This is a genomic window from Pseudogemmobacter sp. W21_MBD1_M6 (genome assembly GCF_052119585.1).
GTDB lineage: Bacteria > Pseudomonadota > Alphaproteobacteria > Rhodobacterales > Rhodobacteraceae > JBGQOJ01.
This window is the reverse complement of sequence record NZ_JBGQOJ010000016.1, coordinates 1-22,714: the sequence shown is the minus strand read 5'-3', so window position 1 is coordinate 22,714 and position 22,714 is coordinate 1. Positions and strand designations below refer to the sequence as shown.

The 22,714-nt window shown below is 59.1% G+C and carries 20 protein-coding genes and 3 tRNA genes; 10 read left to right on the top strand and 13 right to left on the bottom strand.

What is annotated here, in order from left to right; translation table 11 throughout:
- Positions 1 to 10 precede the first annotated feature (10 nt).
- Together mtaB and dapF are read right to left on the bottom strand one after the other, a co-directional pair.
- The gene (mtaB, locus tag ACEN2R_RS14840) at positions 11 to 1,270 is read right to left on the bottom strand and encodes a tRNA (N(6)-L-threonylcarbamoyladenosine(37)-C(2))-methylthiotransferase MtaB (RefSeq protein WP_442043455.1); all 1,260 of its coding nucleotides are present in this window, start codon (positions 1,268 to 1,270) and stop codon (positions 11 to 13) included.
- Positions 1,271 to 2,107, bottom strand: a complete 837-nt coding sequence (gene dapF, locus ACEN2R_RS14835) for a diaminopimelate epimerase (RefSeq protein ID WP_442043454.1) — start codon at positions 2,105 to 2,107, stop codon at positions 1,271 to 1,273.
- A 106-nt stretch (positions 2,108 to 2,213) separates the two neighbouring features.
- On the opposite strand from dapF, the gene ACEN2R_RS14830 reads away from it, so the two are divergent.
- Positions 2,214 to 2,289 (top strand) — tRNA-Lys (locus ACEN2R_RS14830).
- A 21-nt stretch (positions 2,290 to 2,310) separates the two neighbouring features.
- Here the strand turns inward: ACEN2R_RS14830 and ACEN2R_RS14825 are convergent.
- Positions 2,311 to 3,051 (bottom strand): phosphatase PAP2 family protein, encoded by a 741-nt coding sequence (locus ACEN2R_RS14825; RefSeq protein ID WP_442043453.1) that lies wholly within the window; start codon positions 3,049 to 3,051, stop codon positions 2,311 to 2,313.
- 11 nt (positions 3,052 to 3,062) lie between these two features.
- Positions 3,063 to 4,100, bottom strand: coding sequence for a LacI family DNA-binding transcriptional regulator (locus ACEN2R_RS14820; protein WP_442043452.1), 1,038 nt, complete (start codon positions 4,098 to 4,100; stop codon positions 3,063 to 3,065).
- Between the two features lie 199 nt (positions 4,101 to 4,299).
- Between ACEN2R_RS14820 and ACEN2R_RS14815 the strand changes: the two genes are divergently transcribed.
- A tRNA-Arg gene (locus ACEN2R_RS14815) sits at positions 4,300 to 4,376 on the top strand.
- 194 nt (positions 4,377 to 4,570) lie between these two features.
- Here ACEN2R_RS14815 and ACEN2R_RS14810 read toward each other — a convergent pair.
- From ACEN2R_RS14810 to ACEN2R_RS14780, 7 genes are all read right to left on the bottom strand, one after another.
- Positions 4,571 to 5,056 (bottom strand): RNA pyrophosphohydrolase, encoded by a 486-nt coding sequence (locus ACEN2R_RS14810; RefSeq protein ID WP_442043451.1) that lies wholly within the window; start codon positions 5,054 to 5,056, stop codon positions 4,571 to 4,573.
- A 39-nt stretch (positions 5,057 to 5,095) separates the two neighbouring features.
- Positions 5,096 to 6,439: a S41 family peptidase gene (locus ACEN2R_RS14805; protein ID WP_442043450.1), complete on the bottom strand. Its 1,344-nt coding sequence runs from the start codon at positions 6,437 to 6,439 to the stop codon at positions 5,096 to 5,098.
- Between the two features lie 5 nt (positions 6,440 to 6,444).
- Positions 6,445 to 7,584, bottom strand: coding sequence for a murein hydrolase activator EnvC family protein (locus ACEN2R_RS14800; protein ID WP_442043449.1), 1,140 nt, complete (start codon positions 7,582 to 7,584; stop codon positions 6,445 to 6,447).
- Entirely contained in the window at positions 7,581 to 9,098 is a 1,518-nt protein-coding gene (gene gpmI, locus ACEN2R_RS14795; protein WP_442043448.1) for a 2,3-bisphosphoglycerate-independent phosphoglycerate mutase, read from the bottom strand. The genes ACEN2R_RS14800 and gpmI overlap by 4 nt, the downstream gene beginning before the upstream one ends.
- A gap of 58 nt (positions 9,099 to 9,156) precedes the next feature.
- Positions 9,157 to 9,627, bottom strand: a complete 471-nt coding sequence (gene rlmH / locus ACEN2R_RS14790; RefSeq protein WP_442043447.1) for a 23S rRNA (pseudouridine(1915)-N(3))-methyltransferase RlmH — start codon at positions 9,625 to 9,627, stop codon at positions 9,157 to 9,159.
- The gene (gene rsfS / locus ACEN2R_RS14785; RefSeq protein WP_442043508.1) at positions 9,627 to 9,947 is read right to left on the bottom strand and encodes a ribosome silencing factor; all 321 of its coding nucleotides are present in this window, start codon (positions 9,945 to 9,947) and stop codon (positions 9,627 to 9,629) included. The genes rlmH and rsfS overlap by 1 nt, the downstream gene beginning before the upstream one ends.
- Before the next feature lie 251 nt (positions 9,948 to 10,198).
- On the bottom strand, positions 10,199 to 11,527 hold the full coding sequence (locus ACEN2R_RS14780; RefSeq protein ID WP_442043446.1) for a mechanosensitive ion channel family protein: 1,329 nt from the start codon (positions 11,525 to 11,527) through the stop codon (positions 10,199 to 10,201).
- A gap of 245 nt (positions 11,528 to 11,772) precedes the next feature.
- Between ACEN2R_RS14780 and leuC the strand changes: the two genes are divergently transcribed.
- The 7 genes from leuC to ACEN2R_RS14745 all read left to right on the top strand — a co-directional run bounded on the left by leuC (position 11,773) and on the right by ACEN2R_RS14745 (position 18,402).
- Positions 11,773 to 13,179, top strand: coding sequence for a 3-isopropylmalate dehydratase large subunit (gene leuC / locus ACEN2R_RS14775; protein ID WP_442043445.1), 1,407 nt, complete (start codon positions 11,773 to 11,775; stop codon positions 13,177 to 13,179).
- Positions 13,179 to 13,784, top strand: a complete 606-nt coding sequence (gene leuD, locus ACEN2R_RS14770; RefSeq protein WP_442043444.1) for a 3-isopropylmalate dehydratase small subunit — start codon at positions 13,179 to 13,181, stop codon at positions 13,782 to 13,784. The genes leuC and leuD overlap by 1 nt, the downstream gene beginning before the upstream one ends.
- A gap of 255 nt (positions 13,785 to 14,039) precedes the next feature.
- Positions 14,040 to 14,879: a hypothetical protein gene (locus ACEN2R_RS14765; RefSeq protein ID WP_442043443.1), complete on the top strand. Its 840-nt coding sequence runs from the start codon at positions 14,040 to 14,042 to the stop codon at positions 14,877 to 14,879.
- The gene (locus ACEN2R_RS14760; RefSeq protein WP_442043507.1) at positions 14,810 to 15,952 is read left to right on the top strand and encodes an endonuclease/exonuclease/phosphatase family protein; all 1,143 of its coding nucleotides are present in this window, start codon (positions 14,810 to 14,812) and stop codon (positions 15,950 to 15,952) included. Before ACEN2R_RS14765 ends, ACEN2R_RS14760 begins: the two co-directional genes overlap by 70 nt.
- An 89-nt stretch (positions 15,953 to 16,041) precedes the next feature.
- Positions 16,042 to 17,151 (top strand): 3-isopropylmalate dehydrogenase, encoded by a 1,110-nt coding sequence (gene leuB / locus ACEN2R_RS14755; RefSeq protein ID WP_442043442.1) that lies wholly within the window; start codon positions 16,042 to 16,044, stop codon positions 17,149 to 17,151.
- 168 nt (positions 17,152 to 17,319) lie between these two features.
- Entirely contained in the window at positions 17,320 to 18,270 is a 951-nt protein-coding gene (locus ACEN2R_RS14750) for a DMT family transporter (RefSeq protein WP_442043441.1), read from the top strand.
- A 55-nt stretch (positions 18,271 to 18,325) separates the two neighbouring features.
- Positions 18,326 to 18,402, top strand: a tRNA-Pro gene (locus ACEN2R_RS14745).
- A 154-nt stretch (positions 18,403 to 18,556) separates the two neighbouring features.
- Here the strand turns inward: ACEN2R_RS14745 and ACEN2R_RS14740 are convergent.
- Positions 18,557 to 19,264, bottom strand: a complete 708-nt coding sequence (locus tag ACEN2R_RS14740; protein WP_442043440.1) for a hypothetical protein — start codon at positions 19,262 to 19,264, stop codon at positions 18,557 to 18,559.
- A gap of 144 nt (positions 19,265 to 19,408) precedes the next feature.
- Positions 19,409 to 21,763 carry a calcium-binding protein gene (locus ACEN2R_RS14735; protein ID WP_442043439.1) on the bottom strand — a complete coding sequence of 785 codons (2,355 nt, stop codon included), beginning with the start codon at positions 21,761 to 21,763 and terminating at the stop codon, positions 19,409 to 19,411.
- Positions 21,764 to 22,188: 425 nt separating this feature from the next.
- Between ACEN2R_RS14735 and ACEN2R_RS14730 the strand changes: the two genes are divergently transcribed.
- Positions 22,189 to 22,632 (top strand): hypothetical protein, encoded by a 444-nt coding sequence (locus ACEN2R_RS14730; RefSeq protein ID WP_442043438.1) that lies wholly within the window; start codon positions 22,189 to 22,191, stop codon positions 22,630 to 22,632.
- The last annotated feature ends 82 nt before the right edge of the window (positions 22,633 to 22,714 follow it).

Below are 22,714 nucleotides of genomic sequence, written 5' to 3'. Positions count from 1 at the left end.
CATGGCCATTTTATACCGTCAATTTCTGCGCTTGGATGCCGGTGATGACGGTGGTCACAATCTGCCCTTCTGGCTGATCCGCATCGAACAGCACCTCGGTAAACTGCGCCGTCCGGCCCATGCGGGGGCTTTCCATCAGGATGTGATGGGTCTTGCCGATTTGTGCGGCCAGATGGCGGGCGACCTGCGCCTCTCCGGCGGCGCGCAGGCGGGCTGCGCGGTCCTTGATCGCCTTGCCGTTCACCGATGGCATCCGCGCGGCGGGCGTGCCTTCGCGTGCGGAATAGGGAAAGACATGCAGCCATGTCAGGTCGCAATCCTGCACCAGTTTCAACGAGTTCTGGAACATCGCCTCGGTCTCGGTCGGGAAACCGGCGATGATGTCGGCACCGAAGGTCATATCGGGGCGCAGGCGTCTGGCCTCTTCGCAGAACCGGATCGCATCGTCGCGCAGGTGGCGGCGCTTCATCCGTTTCAGGATCATGTCATCCCCCGCCTGAAGCGACAGGTGAAGGTGCGGCATCAGCCGCTGTTCCGTGGCAATCGCCTGCATCAACGCCTCGTCTACCTCGATCGAATCAATCGAACTGATCCGCAGGCGGGGCAAGTCCGGCACCAGCTTCAGTATCCGCATCACAAGGTCACCAAGGCGCGGCGCTGCGGGCAAGTCGGCACCCCAGCTTGTCAGGTCAACGCCGGTCAGAACGATCTCGTTATATCCCTTATCCACCAGCCGTTTTATCTGGTCCACCACAACACCCGCCGGAACCGACCGAGAGTTGCCACGACCGAACGGGATAATGCAGAAGGTGCAGCGATGGTCGCAGCCGTTCTGCACCTGCACATAGGCGCGGCTGCGCGTGCCGAAACCGTCGATCAGATGCCCTGCGGTTTCGGTCACGGACATGATGTCGTCGACCTGAACCTTTTCGGTTTCGCCGACGAAATCGGCGGCCATGCCGCGCCAGGTGTCGGCCTGCATCTTTTCGGTATTGCCGATGACCACATCGACTTCGGCCATGTCCGAGAATGTTTCAGGCTCTGTCTGGGCGGCGCAGCCGGTCACGATCAGGCGCGCGTCGGGATGGGCGCGGCGCAACTTGCGGATTTCCTGCTTGGCCTTGCGCACCGCCTCTGCCGTTACGGCGCAGGTGTTTATGATGACGGCGTTCTCGACACCGGCGGCGGCGGACAGCTCTTTCATCGCCTCGGTTTCATAGGCGTTCAGGCGGCAGCCAAGCGTGGCAAAGATCGGTGCTTTGCGGTCCATCTACAGCGCCTCCAGAAAGGCCCGCGTCAGGGTGCCGTTGAATACATGTGCCGTGGGTGCAGTCATCCAGACGCCATCGTCGCGCCAGTCGATCTCGATCATGCCGCCATCCACATGCACATTGACGCGGCGACCTGTCAGGCCAAGCCGCGCGGTGGCAACGGCTGACGCGCAAGAGCATGAACCAGAGGCCAGCGTCACGCCTGTGCCGCGTTCCCATATCCGCAGGCGAATGGACTCACGCGACAGAACCTGCACGATTTCCACATTGGTGCGCTGCGGGAAAAGCGGATGATGCTCAACGCGCGGGCCGAAGGTCTCGATCGGCACGATCCCGGCGTCATCGACGATAAAGACGCAATGCGGGTTGCCCATGCCGACGCCGACAGGGGCCCCCTCGATCGGAAGCGTCAGCGTATCCATCGCCTCGGCCAAGGGGATGTCCTGCCAGTCCAGCTGCGGTTGCCCCATATTGACGCGGGTCAGGCCGTTGCCCGCATCCTCGGCCGCCAAAAGGCCGCGTTCGGTGCGCAGGGTCATTGCGGGCTGGCCGGTTTCGTCCATGATGTATCGCGCAATGCAGCGCGTGGCGTTGCCGCAGGTCGATGAAAACGAGCCATCCGCGTTGAAGAACGTCAGATGCACATCGGCGTCGGCGCATAGGGTGATGACCGCCAATTGGTCGAATCCCACGCCGCGATGCCGGTCGCCCAAGGCGCGTACAAGTTCGGCGGACACCGGGATGTCCGCTTTTCGCGCGTCTATGACGACGAAGTCATTGCCAAGCCCGTGCATCTTCATGAATGGCAGGCCGGAATCTGTGCCAGTCTGTTGCATTCGCGGGGATATAGACCCGTAATTCGTTTTTTGCCAGTGGCATCATAAAAAGGTTGGAATTTGTCCTTGACCCCTCCGCCTACCTTGAGTAGTCAACGCCTCGAGTGGGCCTGTAGCTCAGCTGGTAGAGCAACTGACTTTTAATCAGTAGGTCTCGGGTTCGGATCCCGACGGGCTCACCACTCAACCAAATTCTTATGGAATTAGGTATGCTTACGGAGTGTGGCGCGAAGATCGCGCCACACTCCGGCGCGCACAAATTTTTGCCTTGCTGCTGCAACTCCCATGATCCGAAACAGGATCAGGGCAATCGTTGCCATCAGAAAGCCCGCAATCATGATATCCGACAGAAAATGTCTGCCTGTCGCAACGCGCATGCAGGCCATCAAGGCCGCTGGAAACGCCAGACCGGCAATCAGGGTGATGCGGTGCTTTTCCTGAACCCGGAACCAGAACGAGATACCGATCACAAGCGCCGCCGCGACCCCGACAGAGGCCTCGCCAGAGACGAAGGAGCAGTTTTGCGCGCATTGGTCCGTTATGTCGAGCGGTGCGGTGAACTGCGCTGTTCCCCCGAAAGGCTGCGTGTCTGACGGGCGCGCCCGCCCCCAGTGCTGTTTCAGGACGGCGTTCACCAATAGCCCCGGCCCAAGGACATAGACCCCAAGAACGAAGACCCATATGCGTCGCGGAATCTGTCGCGCCCGCCCTGCACCCATCGACACAACAAGCCCGAAGATCGTCGGGACCAGTATCAAAAGTGACGCGGCCCACAGCACCATTCGCGTGGCATGAAGCACAGGATTGCCCGCCAGCCAGAAACCGGTGACAGGGCTATAGAACTGACCTGATACCCACAGATCAATTCCGGGGAAGGCCGTGAACAGTGCCAGCGTTCCGGCGAACGCGGCTATGAACCACCGATATCCTGCGCCTGGTGCCAAATTCAAGCGCTCTAGGGTTGCCGCAAAGTGTCACCGAACGACAATTTCGGAGAGAGTTCGATCCGCTGGCCTGTTTCGGTTTCTTCACCACTGGTGCGCCGCGCGATGATTTCGGCGGCTGTCTGTCCGACTTCCAGCCGGCAAGCGTCCATCGTGGCCAACTGGCGCGGCAAGCCGTCCAGCAGCTCGACGCCATTGAACCCGGCCAGCCCAAGATCGGTCGGCACATTGATTCCCTTTTCCAGACAATACAAAAGCCCCCCGGCCCCGATCATGTCGTTCGAGTAATAGAGAAAATCTATGTCGGGATGCCGACCCAAAATAGCGGCGGTCATTTCGCGCCCTTTGGCCAGCGCAGAGCCGCCAGAGTAGAACTCCTGATCAACAATCTCGATGCCGGTTTTGGCCAATGCTTCGGTAAAGCCTTCGAATCTTTTCCGCGCACGGTGATCCAGCGGCATTTTTGTGCCAAGAAACCCGATTTTTTGATACCCGGCCGCAGCAATGGCCTGCGCCATTTTCCGACCAGCCCGACGGTGCGAAATCCCGACAACCGCATCGACAGGTTCGCCGTCGACATCCATGATCTCGACAATCGGAATGCCCGCATTCCTGAGCATGGCGCGCGACGCGTCAGAGTGTTCAAGACCGGCGATAATCACGCCGGACGGACGCCATGACAGCATCTCGTATAGAACCGCCTCTTCTTTTTCGGGCAGATAATTGGTAATGCCGACAACGGGTTGCAGGCCCGTCCCCTCCAAAGCGTTGGAAATTCCGGTCATGACCTCGGGGAAGACCATGTTCGACATGGACGGAATGATCACGGCCACCAGATTGACGCGGCTGGACGCAAGCGCGCCTGCGATCTTATTGGGAACGTAGCCTAGGGCCTTTGACGCCTCCAGCACCCGCTTGCGCGTTGCCTCTGACACATCGCCCCGATTGCGCAGCACCCGGCTGACGGTCATTTCGCTGACGCCTGATGCCTCTGACACATCACGAAGGGTCAAAGTGCGCTTTGTCTCGGGCAGCGGGGGGCGTGTCACGTTTTGATATCCTGAATGGCCGACCGCAAAGAGGCCGTAAGACAGTGTTAGCGATAAAGTTTTCTCTTGTCCAAGCCATCGGTCAACAGGACGTTGCGTGCAGATGACCGCGAGAGATCGTTCTACACGGCCCCTGCGTCATCATATGTGAAAGAACACGGTTGCAGATCCTTTGATTTGACGCGAAAACACAAACTGTGGTCCCGTGGCTCAACTGGATAGAGCAGCCCCCTCCTAAGGGGCAGGTTACTGGTTCGACTCCAGTCGGGATCACCAAACCCTCCGCTAGAGTATTGCACAGTCCTGATTATATCCGTTCTGGCGTATCAGTCCTGCAAAACAGGCGTGGTACGTGGCGACAGAACCGCGCCATTTTGATTGACCATTGGCAGCTTTGCGCCGCTTCTTGCTGCCGCAATCGCCGCCATGGCGTTTGCCGCGTGCAGGGATATTTTCAGAACAAAGAAAGGTCAAGAAAGATACGGTAGGAAGGTGTCGATCACGCGGGCATAGGTGTCACGCTTGAACGGAACGATCCCTGCAAGAACCTGATCTGCCGACAACCAGCGCCATTCCGAGAACTCTCGGGGGTCTGCGGTGATGTCGATATCGGCATCGGAGCCGTGAAAGCGCATCAGGAACCATTTCTGCTCTTGTCCGCGAAATCGGCCCTTCCAGATTTTCGGCACGATGTGATGCGGCAGATCATAGGGGATCCAGTCGGGGGTTTCTGCCACCACGGTTACCAGATCTGGCCGCACGCCGGTTTCCTCGAACAGCTCCCGCAGGGCGGCCGCGTCCGGCGCTTCGCCCTTGTCTATACCGCCCTGCGGCATTTGCCAGGCGGGTATATCGCTGTCGATCCTCTGGGCGACAAAGATTTCGCCCGCAGCGTTCACAAGCATCACGCCGACGCAGGGTCGATAGGGCAGTCGGGATATTTGTTCTGGGGTCATGATACGCGTCGGGCCGGCGTTTCCACCGGCCCGCTTTCCTTATTCAGCGGCAGGTGCGATGGCGGACAATCCCTTCAGGATGTCGATCGCATAGGCCAGCTGATAGTCTTCCTCGCGCAGCTTTGCGGCCTCTTCTGCCTTGGCAAAATCATCCTCCAGCTGCTTCTTCTCGTCCTCTGTCATCGAGTCGTTGTTCAGGCTGCCGCGCAGATCCGCCTCTGTGCGGGTTTTGCTTGCGGCGGATTTTTCCTCTTCCTCGGCGGCATCGGGCCGTCTTGGCGGCTGTTGCACGATGATGTCGGGCGAGACGCCAAGCGCCTGGATAGAGCGGCCCGACGGCGTGTAATACCGGGCTGTGGTCAGGCGCATCGCGCCATCGCCCCGCAGCGGCATCACCGTCTGGACAGAGCCTTTGCCGAAGCTTTTGGTGCCCACGACGATCGCGCGGCGGTGGTCCTTCAGCGCGCCGGCCACGATTTCGGATGCAGAGGCAGAGCCGCCGTTGATCAGCACGACAATGGGTTTACCCATCGCCAAATCGCCGGGTTCCGCGTTGTAGCGTTCGCCGTCGGCCGGGTTGCGGCCACGGGTCGACACGATCTCGCCCTTGTCGAGGAAGGCGTCCGAAACCTTGATCGCCTGCACCAGCAACCCGCCGGGATTGTTGCGTAAATCGACGACAAAACCATTGACCTTGTCCATGCCGCCCAGCTCCTCGACCGACTTTTTCAGCTGCTCTTCAAGGTTGGGATAGGTCTGGTCGTTGAAGGTTGTGATCCGCAGAACCACGGTCTGGCCAACGTCGCGGCTGCGCACGGCGGTCAGCTTGATCGTGTCGCGCACGATGGATACATCGAAGGGGTCGGCGATGCCTTCCCGAACAAGGGTGATGATGATTTCCGATCCGACCGGCCCGCGCATCATCTCTACCGCTTGATCCAGGCTCAGGCCCAGAACGCTTTCACCGTTCACATGGGTGATGAAGTCGCCCGATTCGACACCTGCTTCGTCGGCGGGGGTGCCATCGATCGGCGAGACGACTTTGACAAAGCCCTCTTCCTGCGTAACCTCGATTCCCAGACCGCCGAATTCGCCGCGTGTCTGCACGCGCATGGCGGCGGCATCATCGGGCGACATATAGCTGGAATGCGGGTCAAGCGAGGTCAGCATGCCGTTGATCGCGGCATCAATCAGCTTGCCCGGCTCCACTTCCTCGACGTACTGCGACCGGATCCGCTCAAATATATCACCGAACAGGTCCAGTTGTTCGTAGACCGAAGACTTGCTCTCGGCTTCTTGCGCCAGCAAAGGGCCCGCAACCTGCGTGGTCAAAAGAGCGCCCGTCAGGGTGCCAACAACTGCGGCCATCGCGAATTTTTTCATTCCATCTATTCCTTGTCCAAAGCGAACCACTTGGCCGGGTCCACGGGCGATTGCCCTTCTCTCAGTTCTATATAAAGCGTTTCTGTCCGATCTGCGCCACCACCTTCGGCGGCTGTTGTCAAAAACGCCCCCACTGCGGGGTCCGCCCCGCCCATCAGGCCCACAGGGGCACCTGCGGGCAGGACCTGCCCGACATCTCCGTAAACACGGTTAAGCCCTGCAAGAATGATAAGATAGTCGCCAGAGGGTTCCAGTATCATCACATTTCCGTAGTCCAGCAGCGGACCGCGATAGCGGATCGTCGCGGGCCATGGCGTTGTGACCAGTGCCAGGGGGCGCGTGGCCATCACAATGCCCGGTCGTCTGATTCCCGCCGCATCGGGTTCCTGAAACCGGCGCAACAGCGTTCCGGTGACGGGCAGCGGCAAAGTGCCCTTTGCGGAGCGGAAATCGGGCAACTTTGCTGTCGCGTCTTCGTCCGCGATTTCCGCAAGACCGCTGGCAAAGCCTTCCAGCGTCTCGCTGCTTTCCAGAAGAATAGCCGTTTTAACCGGATCCTCGACAAAACTCATCGGCAGGTCTGTCCGGTCCGACACCGCTTGCGACAGTTTCGTCCGCGCGTCCTGAACCCCCCTCAACCCTGTTTCCAGCGTCGCCGCCGCGCCTTGCTGCAATTCGCGCAGCAGCGTCACCTCTTCCAGTCTGGTGCGCAGAGCTGCGGCCTCGGCCTGAACCGCAGGGGTGACATCGGCCAGAATCATCCCTGACCGCGCGGTTCCAAGCGGCCCGGACGGATGCAATAAGATAACCGGAGAGGCAGAGCTCTGCATCGACAGCATCACCCCCAGAAGCCGCGAGACTTCGGTGCTCTTCTTCTCGAAATCCCTGGCGATCACCTGTTCCCGGATCGACGCGCGGCGCAATCCTTCACGCATGGCGACTAGGCCTTCCTCGAAGGCCTGTATGGTCTGGGTCAGGGCGGCCACGCGGTCTTGCGCCGTCTCGGCATCCCGCAGGGCAAGCGAGGCCGCCGCAATCTGGCCCGCAGCGCGACGTGCGACCAGCGCAGGGTCGGTCTGAGCCTGCGCGTTTTGCCCCGCCGTCAACAGGGTCAGCGCCAGCGCAATGGCGAAACGACCGCTCACGATATCAGCGATACCCCCGTCATCTCGTCCGGCTTCGGCAGTCCCATCAAGTCAAGCAGCGTTGGCGCCAGATCGGCAAGCCGCCCCGATTTCAACGATACACCCTCTGGCCCGCCGATCAGGGCTACTGGAACAAGGTTGGTGGTATGCGCGGTATGCGGCCCGCCTGTCACGGGGTCGATCATCATCTCGCAATTGCCGTGGTCCGCGGTCAGGATCATCGCGCCGCCGACCTTTTCAAGCGCGTCCAGCACACGGCCCAGCCCCGCATCAACCGCAGCGCAGGCCTGCATCGCCGCCTCAAGATCGCCGGTATGGCCGACCATGTCGGGGTTGGCATAGTTCACCACGATCAGATCATAGCCCGCGCCGATCGCCTCGACAAAGCGGTCCGTCACCTCGATCGAGGACATCTCGGGTTGCATGTCATAGGTCGCGACCTTGGGCGATTTCGGCATGAACCGGTCCTCGCCGGTCTCTGGCACCTCGATGCCGCCGTTCAAAAAGAACGTCACATGGGGGTATTTCTCTGTCTCGGCCAGACGGAATTGTTTCAGCCCGTGCTGTGCGACCCATGCCCCCAGCGTGTTGACGATGGTTTGCTTGGGATAGGCGGTGGTCATATAGCGGTTATGGTCCGACGAGTAATCGACCATACCAAGAAACGCCGACAGTTTCGGGCGGGCACCGGTCTTGAACCCGTCGAAATCGGGCTGGCCGATGGCGGCCAGAATCTCGCGGGCGCGGTCGGCGCGGAAGTTCAGGCAAAAGAACCCGTCGCCACCTTTCAGACCCGTGTAATCCCCGATCACCGTGGCCGGCACGAATTCATCGGTCTTGCCCGTCGCATAGGCCTGGGCCACGGCATCCGCAGCCGTCGCGCCTGTGGCTCCGTCGCCTTTGATCATCGCGCGATAGGCGGTCTCGACCCGCTCCCAGCGGTTGTCACGGTCCAGCGCATAGTAGCGGCCGATCACCGTGGCGATCTTTGCATTTGCGGGCAGGCCCGCCTCCAGCTGCGCAATGAATCCCTCTGCCGATTTCGGCGCCACATCGCGCCCGTCGGTGATCGCGTGAATCACAACCGGCACTCCGGCGTGCGCAATCGCGTGGACCGCCGCCAGCATGTGCAGGATATGCCCGTGCACGCCGCCGTCGGAAACAACGCCCATCACATGCGCGGTGCCGCCGGTGTCTTGCAGCTTTGCGATGAAATCCAGCAGGGCGGGGTTCTTGAAAAACGAGCCGTCCTCGATTGCCAGATCAATCTGGCCAAGGTCCATCGCCACAACGCGGCCCGCGCCGATATTCGTATGGCCCACTTCGGAATTGCCCATCTGCCCGGTCGGCAATCCGACGTCGGGGCCATGGGTCACCAGCGTCGCATGGGGGCATGTCGCCATGATGCGGTCAAAGGTCGGTGTTTTTGCCAGCGCGGGTGCGTTTCCGACCGTCGTGTCGGACAGGCCCCAGCCGTCAAGGATGCACAGAACTACGGGTTTCGGCGTGGTCATTTTTTGCGGTCCTTTTTGCTTGTGCCAGTTCTAGGGGCCAGACACATGAAGGGCAAGATCAGGCGCGGTGATAGGGGGAACCTGCAAGGATCGACGCGGCGCGGTACAATTGCTCGCTCAGCATCACCCGGGCCAGCATATGCGGCCAGACCATGGCGCCAAAGGACAGCTTGAAATCAGCCGTGTCGCGGTAAGGCTGGATCAATCCGTCGGCGCCGCCAATGACGAATGTCACGTCCTGACGCCCCGTATCGCGCCATTGCGCCAACTGCCCCGCAAATTCAGGCGAGGTCATGCCCCTGCCGCGTTCGTCCAGCATCGCCACCAAAGACCCCGCAGGCACGGCGCGTTCCAGAAGGGCTGCTTCGGCCTCTTGCCCGCCACCCTTCTTGTCCTCGACCTCGATCAGCCCGCACGGGCCAAGGCCAAGGGCCCGTCCCGTCCGGTCAAATCGTTTGACGTAGTCGTCGATCAATGCGCGTTCCGGCCCGGCCCGAAGGCGGCCGACGGCACAAATGTGAACACGCATTATGCGTGTTCCGCGGGTGCCCCCGGGGTCATCCACATTTTTTCAAGTTGATAGAACTCGCGCACTTCGGGACGGAAGATATGGACGATAATGTCGCCCGTATCAATCAGCACCCAATCGCCCTGATCCTTGCCCTCGACTTTGCAGATGCGTCCGTGATCCTGCTTCAGCCGGTCAACAAGCTTTTCAGCCATAGCCCCGACCTGCCGCGAGGAACGACCCGAGCAGACAACCATATAGTCGGCCATTTGGGTTTTCCCGTGCAGATCAATCGAGACCACATCTTCGGCCTTGTCGTCGTCCAGCGATGTCAGGATCATTTCAAGCAGTTGCTCGCTCGAGATATCGGCAGAATGGCCGGTCACGGCCCTTTCCGGTGCAACCACGCCGTTGGTCGCTTTTATAGTTTGGGACAGAACGTCGTCCTCCTTCGTGGCACGCCGATCCCGCCCCGGCGCAGAGCTTGTTTACAAAATAGCACCAGATTGACAAAATCTCAATGCATACGGAACGGGCCGCGATACCTGTGGCAGAAATCCGACGCAAGCCTTTTCCGCCTCTTGTCCTCAGGTTAATCCGCAATTGTGACAGGGATACGCGATGTTTCGCCCAACATCCGCACTTCGCGTTGCGGGAAGGGGATGGAAATGCCGTTTTCCTTGAACACATCCCATAGCGCCAGATACACATTCCCGCGGATGTTCGTCAGGCCTCCCGTCGGATCCCTGATCCAGAATCGCAGGATGTAATCCACCGAACTGTCCCCGAACCCCACGATATGACAGACCGCCGTCCGGTCCTTCAGAACCCGGTCGACGCCATTCGCCGCCTCGACCGCCAGCTTGCGCACCAGATGAGGATCGTTGCCGTAGGCTGTTCCGAAAAAGATATCCAGCCGCACAAAGTCGTTGGAATGCGACCAGTTCACCACCTGCCCGGTGATCAGGTCTTCGTTCGGGATCAGGTATTCCTTGCCGTCCCGCGTCACAACCGACACATACCGCGCCCCAAGACTGTTGATCCAGCCAAAGGTCTCGCCAAGGCTGATCACGTCGCCGGGCTTGATCGACTTGTCCAGCAGGATGATAATTCCCGACACAAGGTTCGACACCACCTTTTGCAAACCGAATCCAAGGCCGACACCGATGGCCCCCGACAGCACCGCCAGCCCGGTCAGATCGAACCCCACAGCCTTCAGCCCGACAAAGAACGCCGATCCGTATAACGAGATCTGGATGGCCTTGACCGCCAGAACCCGCATCGACGGCGACATATCCTGATTCTCGCGGATCCGCGTCGCGGTAGAGGTCGACAAAAGGCGGGCGCCGGTGAACAGGATCCCCGTGACCACCATCGCTTTTATAAGGGTCAGCGCAGACAGGCGAAAATCGCCGAACTGCATCCCGAACCCGTCCAGCAGGTTGGTCACATCCTCGATCAGACCCAGATAATACAGCGTGATATAGACCCACAGCCCATAGGTGACTGTTTGGCGCAACAGGCGGTTCTTGACCAACCGCGTGGCGATGCCCACGATCAGCCAGGCGGTCGCAATCGTCGCGACCAGCGCCAGAATATAGCGACGTGACGGGAAATGATAAACTTCGGCCATGATCGCGGTCGCAGCCCAGGCCATCAGCGCGAACAGGATCAGCTGCAATCGCCTGTGAACAATGACAAGCCCCCGCAGCTGCCACTTCGGCCGACCTTCCAGCGTGCGCATCCAGGCGTGGACCTTCGGGGCAAGCCAGCGCCGCAGCAAAAAGGCGGCAACCAGACACCCGACCAGAATCACGATCTGGTTCAGGCGCGACGCAAGCAACAGATTGGCAAACGATGCCTTGCCCGACACCCAAAGCGCATTCAACTGTTCAAGAAAGGACTGAATTTCGGTTTCCATGCGATCCCTGCGCTTTTATTCACCTTCGCATGGCGGTTGTGGCCCTGACAAGTACAGCAAACCCTTGCAGGAAAAGGGATGGGGCTATATCTGACATGCCATGAAACCCGTTTTTGACATGGATGATCGCGCACGACTGCCTTGGCGGTTCTTTGGTGCGACCCATACGGTCCTTGCCAGCCTATAGGCCCGCATTCCGTTAGCCGCGTTTCAATATCCTTAACACATCACGGGAGAGGACCATCATGACCGCCCCGAAGACAATCTACGATAAAATCTGGGATGCACATGTCGCCCATCAGGCCGACGACGGCACCTGCCTTCTTTATATCGACCGCCATCTGGTGCACGAAGTGACCAGCCCGCAGGCCTTTGAAGGTCTGCGCATGACGGGCCGCAAGGTGCGCGCGCCGGAAAAGACCATTGCCGTGCCGGATCACAACGTGCCGACCACGCTGGACCGTGCGACGGGCATCGCGAACCCAGAATCCAAAATCCAGCTCGAAGCGCTGGACAAGAATGCCAAGGATTTCGGGATTCACTATTACCCCGTGTCCGACGTGCGTCAGGGCATCGTCCATATCGTCGGCCCGGAACAGGGCTGGACCCTTCCCGGCATGACCGTTGTGTGCGGCGACAGCCACACCGCGACCCATGGCGCGTTCGGTGCGCTGGCACATGGCATCGGCACATCCGAGGTTGAACATGTTCTGGCGACGCAAACGCTGATCCAGAAAAAGTCCAAGAACATGAAGGTCGAGATCACCGGCAAGCTGCGCCCTGGCGTCACCGCCAAGGACATCACGATGGCCGTGATCGGCGAGACCGGCACCGCCGGCGGCACCGGCTATGTGATCGAATATTGCGGCGAGGCGATCCGTGACCTTTCGATGGAAGGCCGGATGACCGTCTGCAACATGGCAATCGAAGGCGGCGCCCGCGCTGGGCTGATCGCACCGGACGAAAAGACATACGCCTATTGCATGGGCCGTCCGCATGCCCCCAAAGGCGCCCAGTGGGAAGCCGCGGTGGCCTATTGGAAAACGCTGTTCACCGACGAAGGCGCGCATTTCGACAAATCCATCACGATCAAGGCCGAAGACATCGCGCCGCTGGTCACATGGGGCACCTCGCCAGAGGACGTTTTGCCGATCACCGCAACTGTGCCCTTCCCCGAGGATTTCACCGGTGGCAAGGTCGACGCGGTCAAGCGTGCGCTCGAATACATGGGTCTGACCTCTGGTGAAAAATTGTCGGATGTCAAAATCGACACCGTGTTCATTGGCTCCTGCACCAATGGCCGGATCGAGGATTTGCGCGCCGCCGCCGCGATCCTGAAAGGCAAAAAGATCAAGGACGGGATGCGGGCGATGGTCGTGCCCGGTTCCGGTCTGGTCCGTGCGCAAGCCGAAGAAGAAGGTCTTGCGCAGATCTTTCTCGATGCCGGTTTCGAGTGGCGTCTGGCGGGCTGTTCCATGTGCCTTGCGATGAACCCCGATCAGTTGGCGCCGGGCGAGCGTTGCGCGGCAACCTCCAACCGCAACTTCGAGGGTCGTCAGGGCCGTGGTGGCCGGACACATCTTTTGTCGCCCGCGATGGCGGCCGCAGCAGCAATCACAGGCCATCTGACCGATGTGCGGGAGATCATGTAATGGAAACCTTCGACAAACTCACCGGCATCGCCGCGCCTCTGGATCTGATCAACATCGACACCGATATGATCATTCCAAAGCAGTTCCTGAAAACGATCAAGCGGTCGGGCCTTGGCGTGAACCTGTTTGACGAGATGCGCTATAATCAGGATGGATCAGAGATCGAGACCTTTGTTCTGAACCAGCCCGCCTATCGCCACGCCGAGATTCTGGTGGCTGGCGACAACTTCGGCTGTGGCTCGTCGCGTGAACACGCGCCCTGGGCCTTGCTTGATTTCGGCATCCGTTGCGTGATTTCGACCAGCTATGCCGATATTTTCTACAGCAATTGCTTTAAGAACGGCATTTTGCCCATCACCCTGCCGAAAGAGCAGGTGGATATCCTGATGGCCGACGCCCAGAAAGGCGCAAACGCCCGCGTCACGATTGACCTTGAGGCGCAGACGGTCACAACCTCCGACGGAGAATCGTTCCCCTTCGAGGTGGATGCCTTCAAAAAACATTGCCTGATGAATGGCTTGGACGATATCGGCCTGACGATGGAAAATGTGAAATCCATCGATACATTCGAAGAAAAAGCCGCTGCATCACGTCCTTGGGTCTAATACCCCCTACAGCCACAACATCTAGGGCTCCCGCTGCGGGGGCCCTTTTTTTGCGCCGCATTTGATGCAAAGTCGCACCAGTTTTTCCCCGAAATTGCCTCAATGGTTAAGTCTTATACGGCAATGGCTTGTGGTATTTGGCGAAAGAAGGCAAAAATTGGGCAAGAATGAGGCAGGCCGCCACAATGCGCGGGCACACGTTGGAACAAGGTCGCGGCATAGCATCGCTTCCGTCCACATTGAGGGTATAGAGCAGTGATTTCGCAACTGGCAGGCGCCATCGTGCGCGCGGTATTTGTGGTGGTGCTTATTGCAACGCCATCGCTGCTCCTTCCGGGAGTGGGGGCCGACACGACTCAGATCGTCGCCCTGGTCGCCATCTTTGCCGCCATGCTGACCATATTCGAATACGGGTCAACCTATCCCGGCCTTGTCGAGTTTCGGGACGCTCCGCCGTTCAACCGTGTGCGCTTTATCTCTTTGTTTCTGACCGTGTTCCTGTTGACCGTCGTGTGTCGCGGTAAGGTCGAGCCTACGACTCTGACCCTTTTGGTCGATGCGGTCGGAAACGTGATCGGCCACGCCATAGATTTCCCCTATAGCCCTGTGCGCCTTGTTCTGGTGGCGCTGCCAGACGGAAGCTCGCCGGAACAGATCGACCTTCTGCGGACCGCTGCCGGGCTCAGCTATCTGATTTCTCTTCTGACATTGGCGATTTTCGTGATCCTGTTGCGGGTCTTCAACTGGCCGTCCGCCAGCGGCACGTTCAATGTCTGGATCAACCTGCCCACGTTCGACCCGACCGCTGGTGGCGACGTTGTCGAACGTCTGGAGCGTGATGCGCGCTTTAACATTGCATTAGGGTTTTTGCTGCCATTCTTGACACCCGCAGTGGTCAAGGCGGGCAGTGGGTCTTTTTCCCCGCTGTCGCTTGATGCGCCGCACACACTGATATGGATGATGGCCGCATGGGCGTTTCTTCCTGCCAGCCTGTTTATGCGCGGTATCGCGATGGGGCAGGTTGCATCAATGATCGAGGAAAAGCGCCGCCTCAACCACGAGGCAGCGGATCGCGCTGGTTTGTTGCCAGCCTGATTTTTTGGTTAACGGCCTGTCCGGTTCATGCAGATCCGCTGCGGATAGCCACCTTCAATGTCGCGATGTCGCGCGCCGGACCCGGGCTTTTGCTGCGGGATATTCTGTCTCGGAAAAATCCGCAGATCCGGGCCGTAGTCGCAATTATTGCGCATGTTGACCCCGATATCCTGCTTTTGACGGGCTTTGACTATGACTTTGGCGGTGCGGCCCTTGGCGCGTTTTCCGATGTTCTGGGTGCCGCCGATGCGGACTATCCCTATCATTTTGCCCTTCGCCCCAACACCGGCCGTGCCACAGGTCTGGATCTGGACGGTGACGGTCGCCTTGGCACCCCGAATGACGCGCAAGGCTATGGCGCGTTCGCGGGGCAGGGCGGTATGGCGATCCTGTCCAGATTGCCGATCGATGTCGCCAACGCGCAAGACTACAGTGCCGGTCTTTGGGCCGACCTTCCCGGCGCTTTGTTCCCGCTGAAGGACGAGGCCCCCCTTGCGGCGCAAAACGGACGCGACTTCCAACGGCTGTCAACAACCGGGCACTGGGCTGTTCCTGTGCTTTTGCCAGACGGGACAGCACTGCATCTTCTCGCGTTTCATGCGAGCCCGCCGGTCTTTGACGGCCCCGAAGACCGCAATGGGCGGCGCAATCATGACGAGACGCGGTTCTGGACCCTGCTTCTTGACGGCGCACTTGAACACCCGCCTCCCGACCGTTTTGTCATACTCGGAGATGCCAATCTTGACCCATCCGACGGCGATGGTTTGCCTGATGCGATCGCCGCTCTGCTGTCGCATGCCGCTGTTCAGGACCCGCAGCCGCGCAGCAACGGGGGGCGGGCCGCAGCAAATCCCGACCACAGCGGCGATCCCGCGCTTGATACGGTGGACTGGCCCGATCAGGACGGCCCCGGAAACCTAAGGGTCGACTATGTTCTGCCGTCGGCGCGGCTTGGGGTTCTTGATGCGGGGGTGTTCTGGCCCGCCCCGGATAGCCCCGATGCCGATCCTCCAGGCAATGATACGGCTGTCGCATCCCGACACCGGCTTGTCTGGGTCGATATCGTACCTTGACAGGGGCGCGAAGGCGGTCGTTTCTTGACCCCGCGCAGGCAACCCGTTACGCGAAGGCAACCCGTTCAAAACCCTAGGACACATAAGACATGAGCACCCCTTCGCTTCTTATCCTCGCCGGAGACGGCATTGGCCCCGAAGTCATGGCCGAAGTCACACGCGTCATTGACTGGTATGGCGCAAAGCGCGACCTGAAGTTCAACGTCAGTCACGGCCTTGTGGGTGGCGCATCCTATGACGCGCATGGCACGCCCCTGACCGACGAGACGATGGAGCGTGCGCAGGCGGCGGATGCGGTGTTGCTTGGTGCTGTTGGTGGCCCGAAATACGATGTCCTCGATTTTAGCGTCAAGCCAGAGCGCGGCCTGCTGCGTCTGCGCAAGGAAATGGACCTTTACGCGAACCTGCGTCCCGCCCAGTGCTTTGACGCGCTTGCCGATTTCTCGTCGCTAAAGACCGAAGTGGTGTCAGGCCTTGATATCATGATCGTCCGCGAACTGACCTCGGGTGTCTATTTCGGCGAGCCGCGCGGCATCACCCCCGACAACGAAGGTGGCCGTATCGGCGTGAACACCCAGCGCTATACCACCAACGAAATTCGTCGCGTTGCCCGCTCTGCCTTTGAACTGGCGCGGCGTCGCAGCAACAAGGTCTGCTCTATGGAGAAGGCGAACGTTATGGAATCTGGCATTCTGTGGCGCGAAGAGGTGCAGTGGGTGCACGACAACGAGTATCCCGATGTAGAGCTGAGCCATATGTATGCCGACAACGGTGCGATGCAGCTGGTCCGCTGGCCCAAGCAGTTTGATGTGATCGTCACCGACAACCTGTTCGGCGATATCCTGTCGGATTGCGCGGCTATGCTGACCGGATCGCTCGGTATGCTCCCCTCCGCCTCGCTTGGGGCGCCCATGGCCAGCGGCCTTCCAAAGGCGCTGTACGAACCGGTGCACGGCTCGGCCCCCGACATCACGGGCCAGGGTAAGGCGAACCCGATTGCCTGCATCCTGTCGTTTGCGATGGCGCTGCGCTACTCGTTCGACCAAGGCGCAGAGGCCGATCGTCTGGAAAAGGCCGTCGAGGCCGTTCTGGCAGATGGTGTCCGGACAGCGGATCTGATGCAAAAGGGTGATGGCACGCCGGTGTCGACCACTGAAATGGGCGATGCAATTCTGGCCGCACTGGATGCCAGCCTTTAATTTGCGTTTAGCATGATTTTTGCGGGGCCAGGGCGTATGCTCTGGCCCTTTTGCATAAATGACCGAAAATATGATGCGCCGTTCGGCTATCTCTTGAATGGGGGCTTGCATTGCAGGGACGGTTTCCCGCAGAGATGGATTATTCGCACAGTCTTAGGGAACATGCCGGTGGCGCCGAAATCTAACCTGAAAGGCGCATTGTTTGCGCTAGCAGCCTTTGGAATTTACGCAACGCACGATGTGATCGTAAAAACATTGGGCGCAGAGTTCGCGGCGTTCCAGATCGTGTTCTTTAGTGTGCTGTTAGGGTTTCCCTATGTCACCGTGATGTTGATGCGCGATGCGACGCACGGTAATTTGCGGCCGGTGCATCCATGGTGGACGGCTGTTCGCACTGTCGCAACTGTGGTGACCGGCGTCTGTGCATTCTATGCGTTTTCTGTTTTGCCATTGGCCCAGACCTATGCGATTTTGTTTGCCGCCCCGCTTTTGATCACCGTTCTTGCCATTCCCATTTTGGGGGAAACGGTTCGCCTTCGGCGCTGGGCTGCGGTTATTGCCGGTCTGGTCGGTGTTCTTATTGTCCTGCGGCCCGGCGCAGAGCCGTTCACGCTTGGCCATTTTGCGGCAATGACGGCCGCAGTCAGCAGTGCTCTTGCCTCGATCATCGTTCGTAAAATCGGTCAGGAAGAAAGAAGCGCCGCTCTGTTGCTATACCCGATGGTTGCCAACTTTGTGGTGATGGGGTTGGCCCTGCCATTCGTTTACAAACCGATGGATGCGGTCGAGTTCGGGGGCCTTGCCGTGATCGCGTTATTCGCCTTTCTTGCAACACTGCTTGTTATCGCCGCCTATCGCAATGGCGAGGCTGTCATTGTCGCCCCGATGCAATACTCGCAGATCATCTGGGCGGCGGGCTATGGCTGGTTCATTTTCGGGGAAAAGCCCGATGCGCCAACCGCAATCGGTGCCGGTGTGATTATCGCAAGCGGTCTGTACATCCTGTTCCGCGAAGGGCGCACCGATACATCCAGAACCGCGCCAAACCTTCAGGGGCGCGGGCGTATCGAGACCGGCACGTTCCCTCGCTTCGGGCCGATCCTTCGACGAAGGCGATAGGCCGATCGCGGGGCTTGTCAAATTTCGCGCAAGCGTTTAAATCGCGGCCCATAGTCGGAGTGTAGCTCAGCTTGGTAGAGCACTGCCTTCGGGAGGCAGGGGCCGGAGGTTCGAATCCTCTCACTCCGACCACATCCGTTTAGACGTTGAGTGTCATATTGCGCTTTGGCTGGATGAACGAAAAGGAAAGGCGTCCTGCATGACAGGTGCCCCCCTATCCACCAAAATGCGGCTTGGATTTGCCTCGTCCTGGTGTCGTTCGGGATACTTTGAGTCCTGTGCCCGCCTAACGTGATCCCGTGAAGGTGACCAATGCCTCGGCACCGCTTGACGCCCTTGCCGATGCCACCCCTGTAAGTTCCTCTGGTGTCTGGCCCGCAAAAACCCCGTTTGCATAAAGCGTGGCGTCCGGATCGAACAGCTCTGGTCCTGCGCCAAATCCGGATGCCGCAGCCCGCGATGCCGATGTTGCGGAAAAGGATTGACCCGACAGCGCCAAGTTGCTGAACGCGACGGTCTCACTTCCGTTCGGCGCATAGTTCCTGCTGCCTGATACGTCAACAACGGTGCCGCCTTGTGCGACTGACGTTCCTGAAAATCCGACATGCCCGCTGGTTCCGAATGTGACTGTGGTCAGGGCATCCATCGTCACCATATAAGTCGATGACCCGTCTGCAATCAGAACCTTGGCTGTGCCGCTATAGATGCTGGATCCCGTGGCGGGCATGTCGGGCGCCTTTGTCGATCGCGCGACAAGCTTTGTATCGCCGGCCCCGGGGACAAGCGCGAAGACATCCTGCAACCCCGAAGTGAGGGTTGATGGACCTGTCGCAAACTCTGTCCCGTCGATCACTACCGTATTTTCTATGGTGTTCATTTGCAGGGTCCGTATCGCAGTGCGAAGCGTCGCGCTGTTGACCGAAATTCCCTCGACAGTGGCGGTCACCGCTGGAATCGGCGTCGGTGCGGGGTTGGGCGCTGGCAAGGGTGTCATAACAGACGTTCCCGCGCCGCCGCCCCCTCCGCCGCCACTTGCCATAAGCGTCACGCACAAGAAGACTGCGCAGAGGCATTGCTTTATGATGTACAGGACCCGCATGCATAGCGTGATAAAGACGAAGTCCTAAGGCAGGGTAAATCAGATAAGAAAATCGTTCGCTGAAAGCTGTGACGGATCAATGCCCCAGAAGGTTACCATCGTCCCGTCCAGATTGAATTCTGCAAAGCCTGCCGTATTCCGGTAAATCAACGCCAATGCCGTGGCTCCATCGGTTGCATCGGGAAACCCCTCCAGTCTTATTCTGTCCACGCCCGGTTCGAAATCCGCCGCGACTGGGATCAGGTCATCAACCGCGCGGGAAAATGCGGCGCTTGTCGTGTATTGCCCGATGATGTCGTGACCGTCCCCCCTTCTGAACACAAAGACGTCGGCGCCAAAACCGCCTTGAAGATAGTCATCTCCGGTTCCGCCGGTCAGCGTGTCGGACCCGAAATAGAAGGAGGCGCCATAGTCACCGATCAGCAGATCGCGCCCCGCCCCCCCGGAAATAACGTCATTTCCATAGCCACCGGCGAAGATATCGTTCAGCGTGGAAGACCCCGTGTCGGGCAGGTCGGCCTCCTCGAAAATACCCACCCCTTGCAGGGCAATGGCCGTATCGTCGCCTTGCCCGCCGATGAAACGGGTCGGACCAAGCGGGTCGAACAGCCAGTCATTTCCGATCCCGCCATCAAGCGTATCGCTGCCCGGCCCCCCGGAAAGGTGATCATTGCCCTCTTCTCCGAACAGCAGATTGGCCAGGGTGTCACCAACGAGAACATCGTCAAACCGTGTTCCGCGAAGCCCTTCGATGCTGGTGTAAAGGTCGCCGCCCGCGCTGCCGGTGTTGGTCGCGGGGGCGTGCAGGTTGGCGGTTATTCCCGCTGCGCCAAGGGAATAATCCGCGATGTCGAACCCCGATCCGCCGATCAAGGTCAAGGCGGGTGTGCTTGCCTCCAGAAGTGCGCCCTGGTTTGGTGCGGACAGGGTCACAGGGGTCGGCTGCGCGTTCACGTCGATCAGGTTGGTCACGGGTCGCTGTAGCGCGGTAACCAAAGCGCCATTCATTACTTGCGCTGTCAACGCCTGCCCCGAAGACGATAGAACTTCCAGCGTTTCCGTACCAAAGGTCAGTCTGGCCCCGCCCGTCAGGGGTTGGATGGTTACAGCGGACATTGCGTAGATCATGCCCCAATCCGACAGATCCAGACGGTCCTCGGCGGGGTTGAAGTCCTCGATCCGGTCAAGCTGTCCATCTTTGGAAAAGGCGAAGACATCCGCACCCGCGCCCCCCAGCAGAACGTCGTTTCCAGCCCCGTCGTAAAGGATGTCGTTTCCGGCAGCCCCTTCCAGTCGGTCAGACCCCGCACCCCCTATCAATATCTCGTCTGCACCCGTCCCGATCAAAGGTGTTCCCGCAGTCGCGAGCAGAAGCGCGGCAAGGGTGGAGGTGTCAATTTCAAGCTGCGTAATTCCGTTGTCGGCGTCCGAGGATATGAAGACAAAGATGCTTGCGCCAATGGTCGTGACAACCAGATCGCTGATGTTGTCCAGAACTGTTGTCGCGCTGTCGGCAAGGCTGGCGTGGTGCAACAGTTTGCCCGTGGGCAGCAACTGCAAAAGGCTAAGTCCCAGATCGCCGCCCCCGACGATCAGAAAGTGCTGACCGTCATGTTCAAAGGTTTCCATGGCCGTTGCAGAGTCAAAGCGGGTTTCAAGGCCGTCAAGAACATGGTCGACAAGGTTCAGGGATCCGTCCGCGTCCAGACGCAGCACGGTGACAGTCCCGCCAAGGGCCGCCGTCACGAGAAATAGTTGGTCATTGATCTGTATCGGCTGGATCTTTGTTGGCGTGTTCATCCCGATGCCATCCGCAGCACCAAGTCGATCGCTGAAATCCATTGTGCCGCCTTGCAGGCGCCTGAACACCGACACTCCGCTATCTGTGGTTGATGCGGCGGCAAGGTAGTCCACGTTGTTGAAGGTGAAGGTCGCCATGGTTGAAATGCTGGATGCCAGTCCCGGCCCGCCAGACGCCTGAACGGTGCCTGCCGATGTCGTTCCAGAGGAAGAAATCAGATAGCTTGATATACCATCCAGACCGCTTGCGCCAAGATAGAGCCGCATTCCACCCGTATCGGGAACGGTTAGAACCTCGAGTCCATCTTGCTGCGCACCGACGACAATCCTTCGGCTGACAAGGGCGTTATCAGCCGAAGGGCTTTCCGCCGCCCATCCCAACTGATCCAGCGGTATCTGCTGGATCCCTTCGCCGATGTCGACCGATATCGCGCCTGACACCGTGAATGGTGCAAACGGCATTGTCACCTCGGTCGGTGTGGTTCCTTGATCCACCCGATAAACCCTTGCCGATCCGCCGCTATACAGCGTCGAAATCAGATAGGATTGCCCCGAATATACAAGCGTATCCAACGAACGAACACGCAAATCCATCTCTATTGCTCCGGCAGAAAACCTGCCGGAGATACCCATAGAAAGGCCCATAACGACCCCCACTTTTTCACTCACCATCTACAAGGCTAGGGTATGGCTATTAATGGGCTGTTCAGTTTTCAGGAAATTGCACCAACGGTTTTAAGCGCATTTGTCGAAACTTTGTAACGATTTCCAGAAAACCGCACCGGGTGGCTAATTCCCCCATTTTCAACGGAAAGCATTCGTAGAAATTACGCGGCCATTTTCAGTCTCCGGGCCGTTAATAGACCCGTCCGGTCTTCCGCTGTTGTCCAGACAGACGGGATCGCCAGAAAGGCAACGCCGCCGACGCAAGGTGTGCAGCGCGTGATTTGGGGCTGTGGGGTAACGCGAGAGCTAAGGGGCCGCTCCGTAACCGGCAAGAAAACAGCCGGACTGAGCCTATGGATTTCATAGCCAGACTATTGAATGAAATGGGTCAAGATCGACCAGAATATATTTTAAATTCCAAGGGTCCGAAACGCAAAAAAACAGGTGTTTCCACCTGTCTTTCCGATTTTTGCACTTTGCGCCGACTGGCGCGGTCGCTGAGGCAGTCTTATGTGCCCGAGGTCGACGACACGCCGTCTTTTCCAGACAAAAGTGGCAACAACAAGAGGGGAAGAAGCAGCGCTGGTGAAAAGCCAAGACCGCCTTTGGTAACCACAACTGGCTCTGTCGGCTGGTTCTCGATGTTGGTGTCCAGCACGTTGCCAGCTGAAACGGAGAGCGCGCTCAATGCAAGGATCGCGCCAGCGAGTGCAGTTGTTTTAATCGTCATTTTACACCTCAAATACAAAATTATGCCCCTGCATTTCACAAATTCAGCTTTAATTCAACAATTATAACGAATGGGCACCTCTAAAAATTGCGCCTGATCTGACGGCGGTGTAGACATTGGGCCAGTGTGAGATGGAGGCTGGTTGTCAT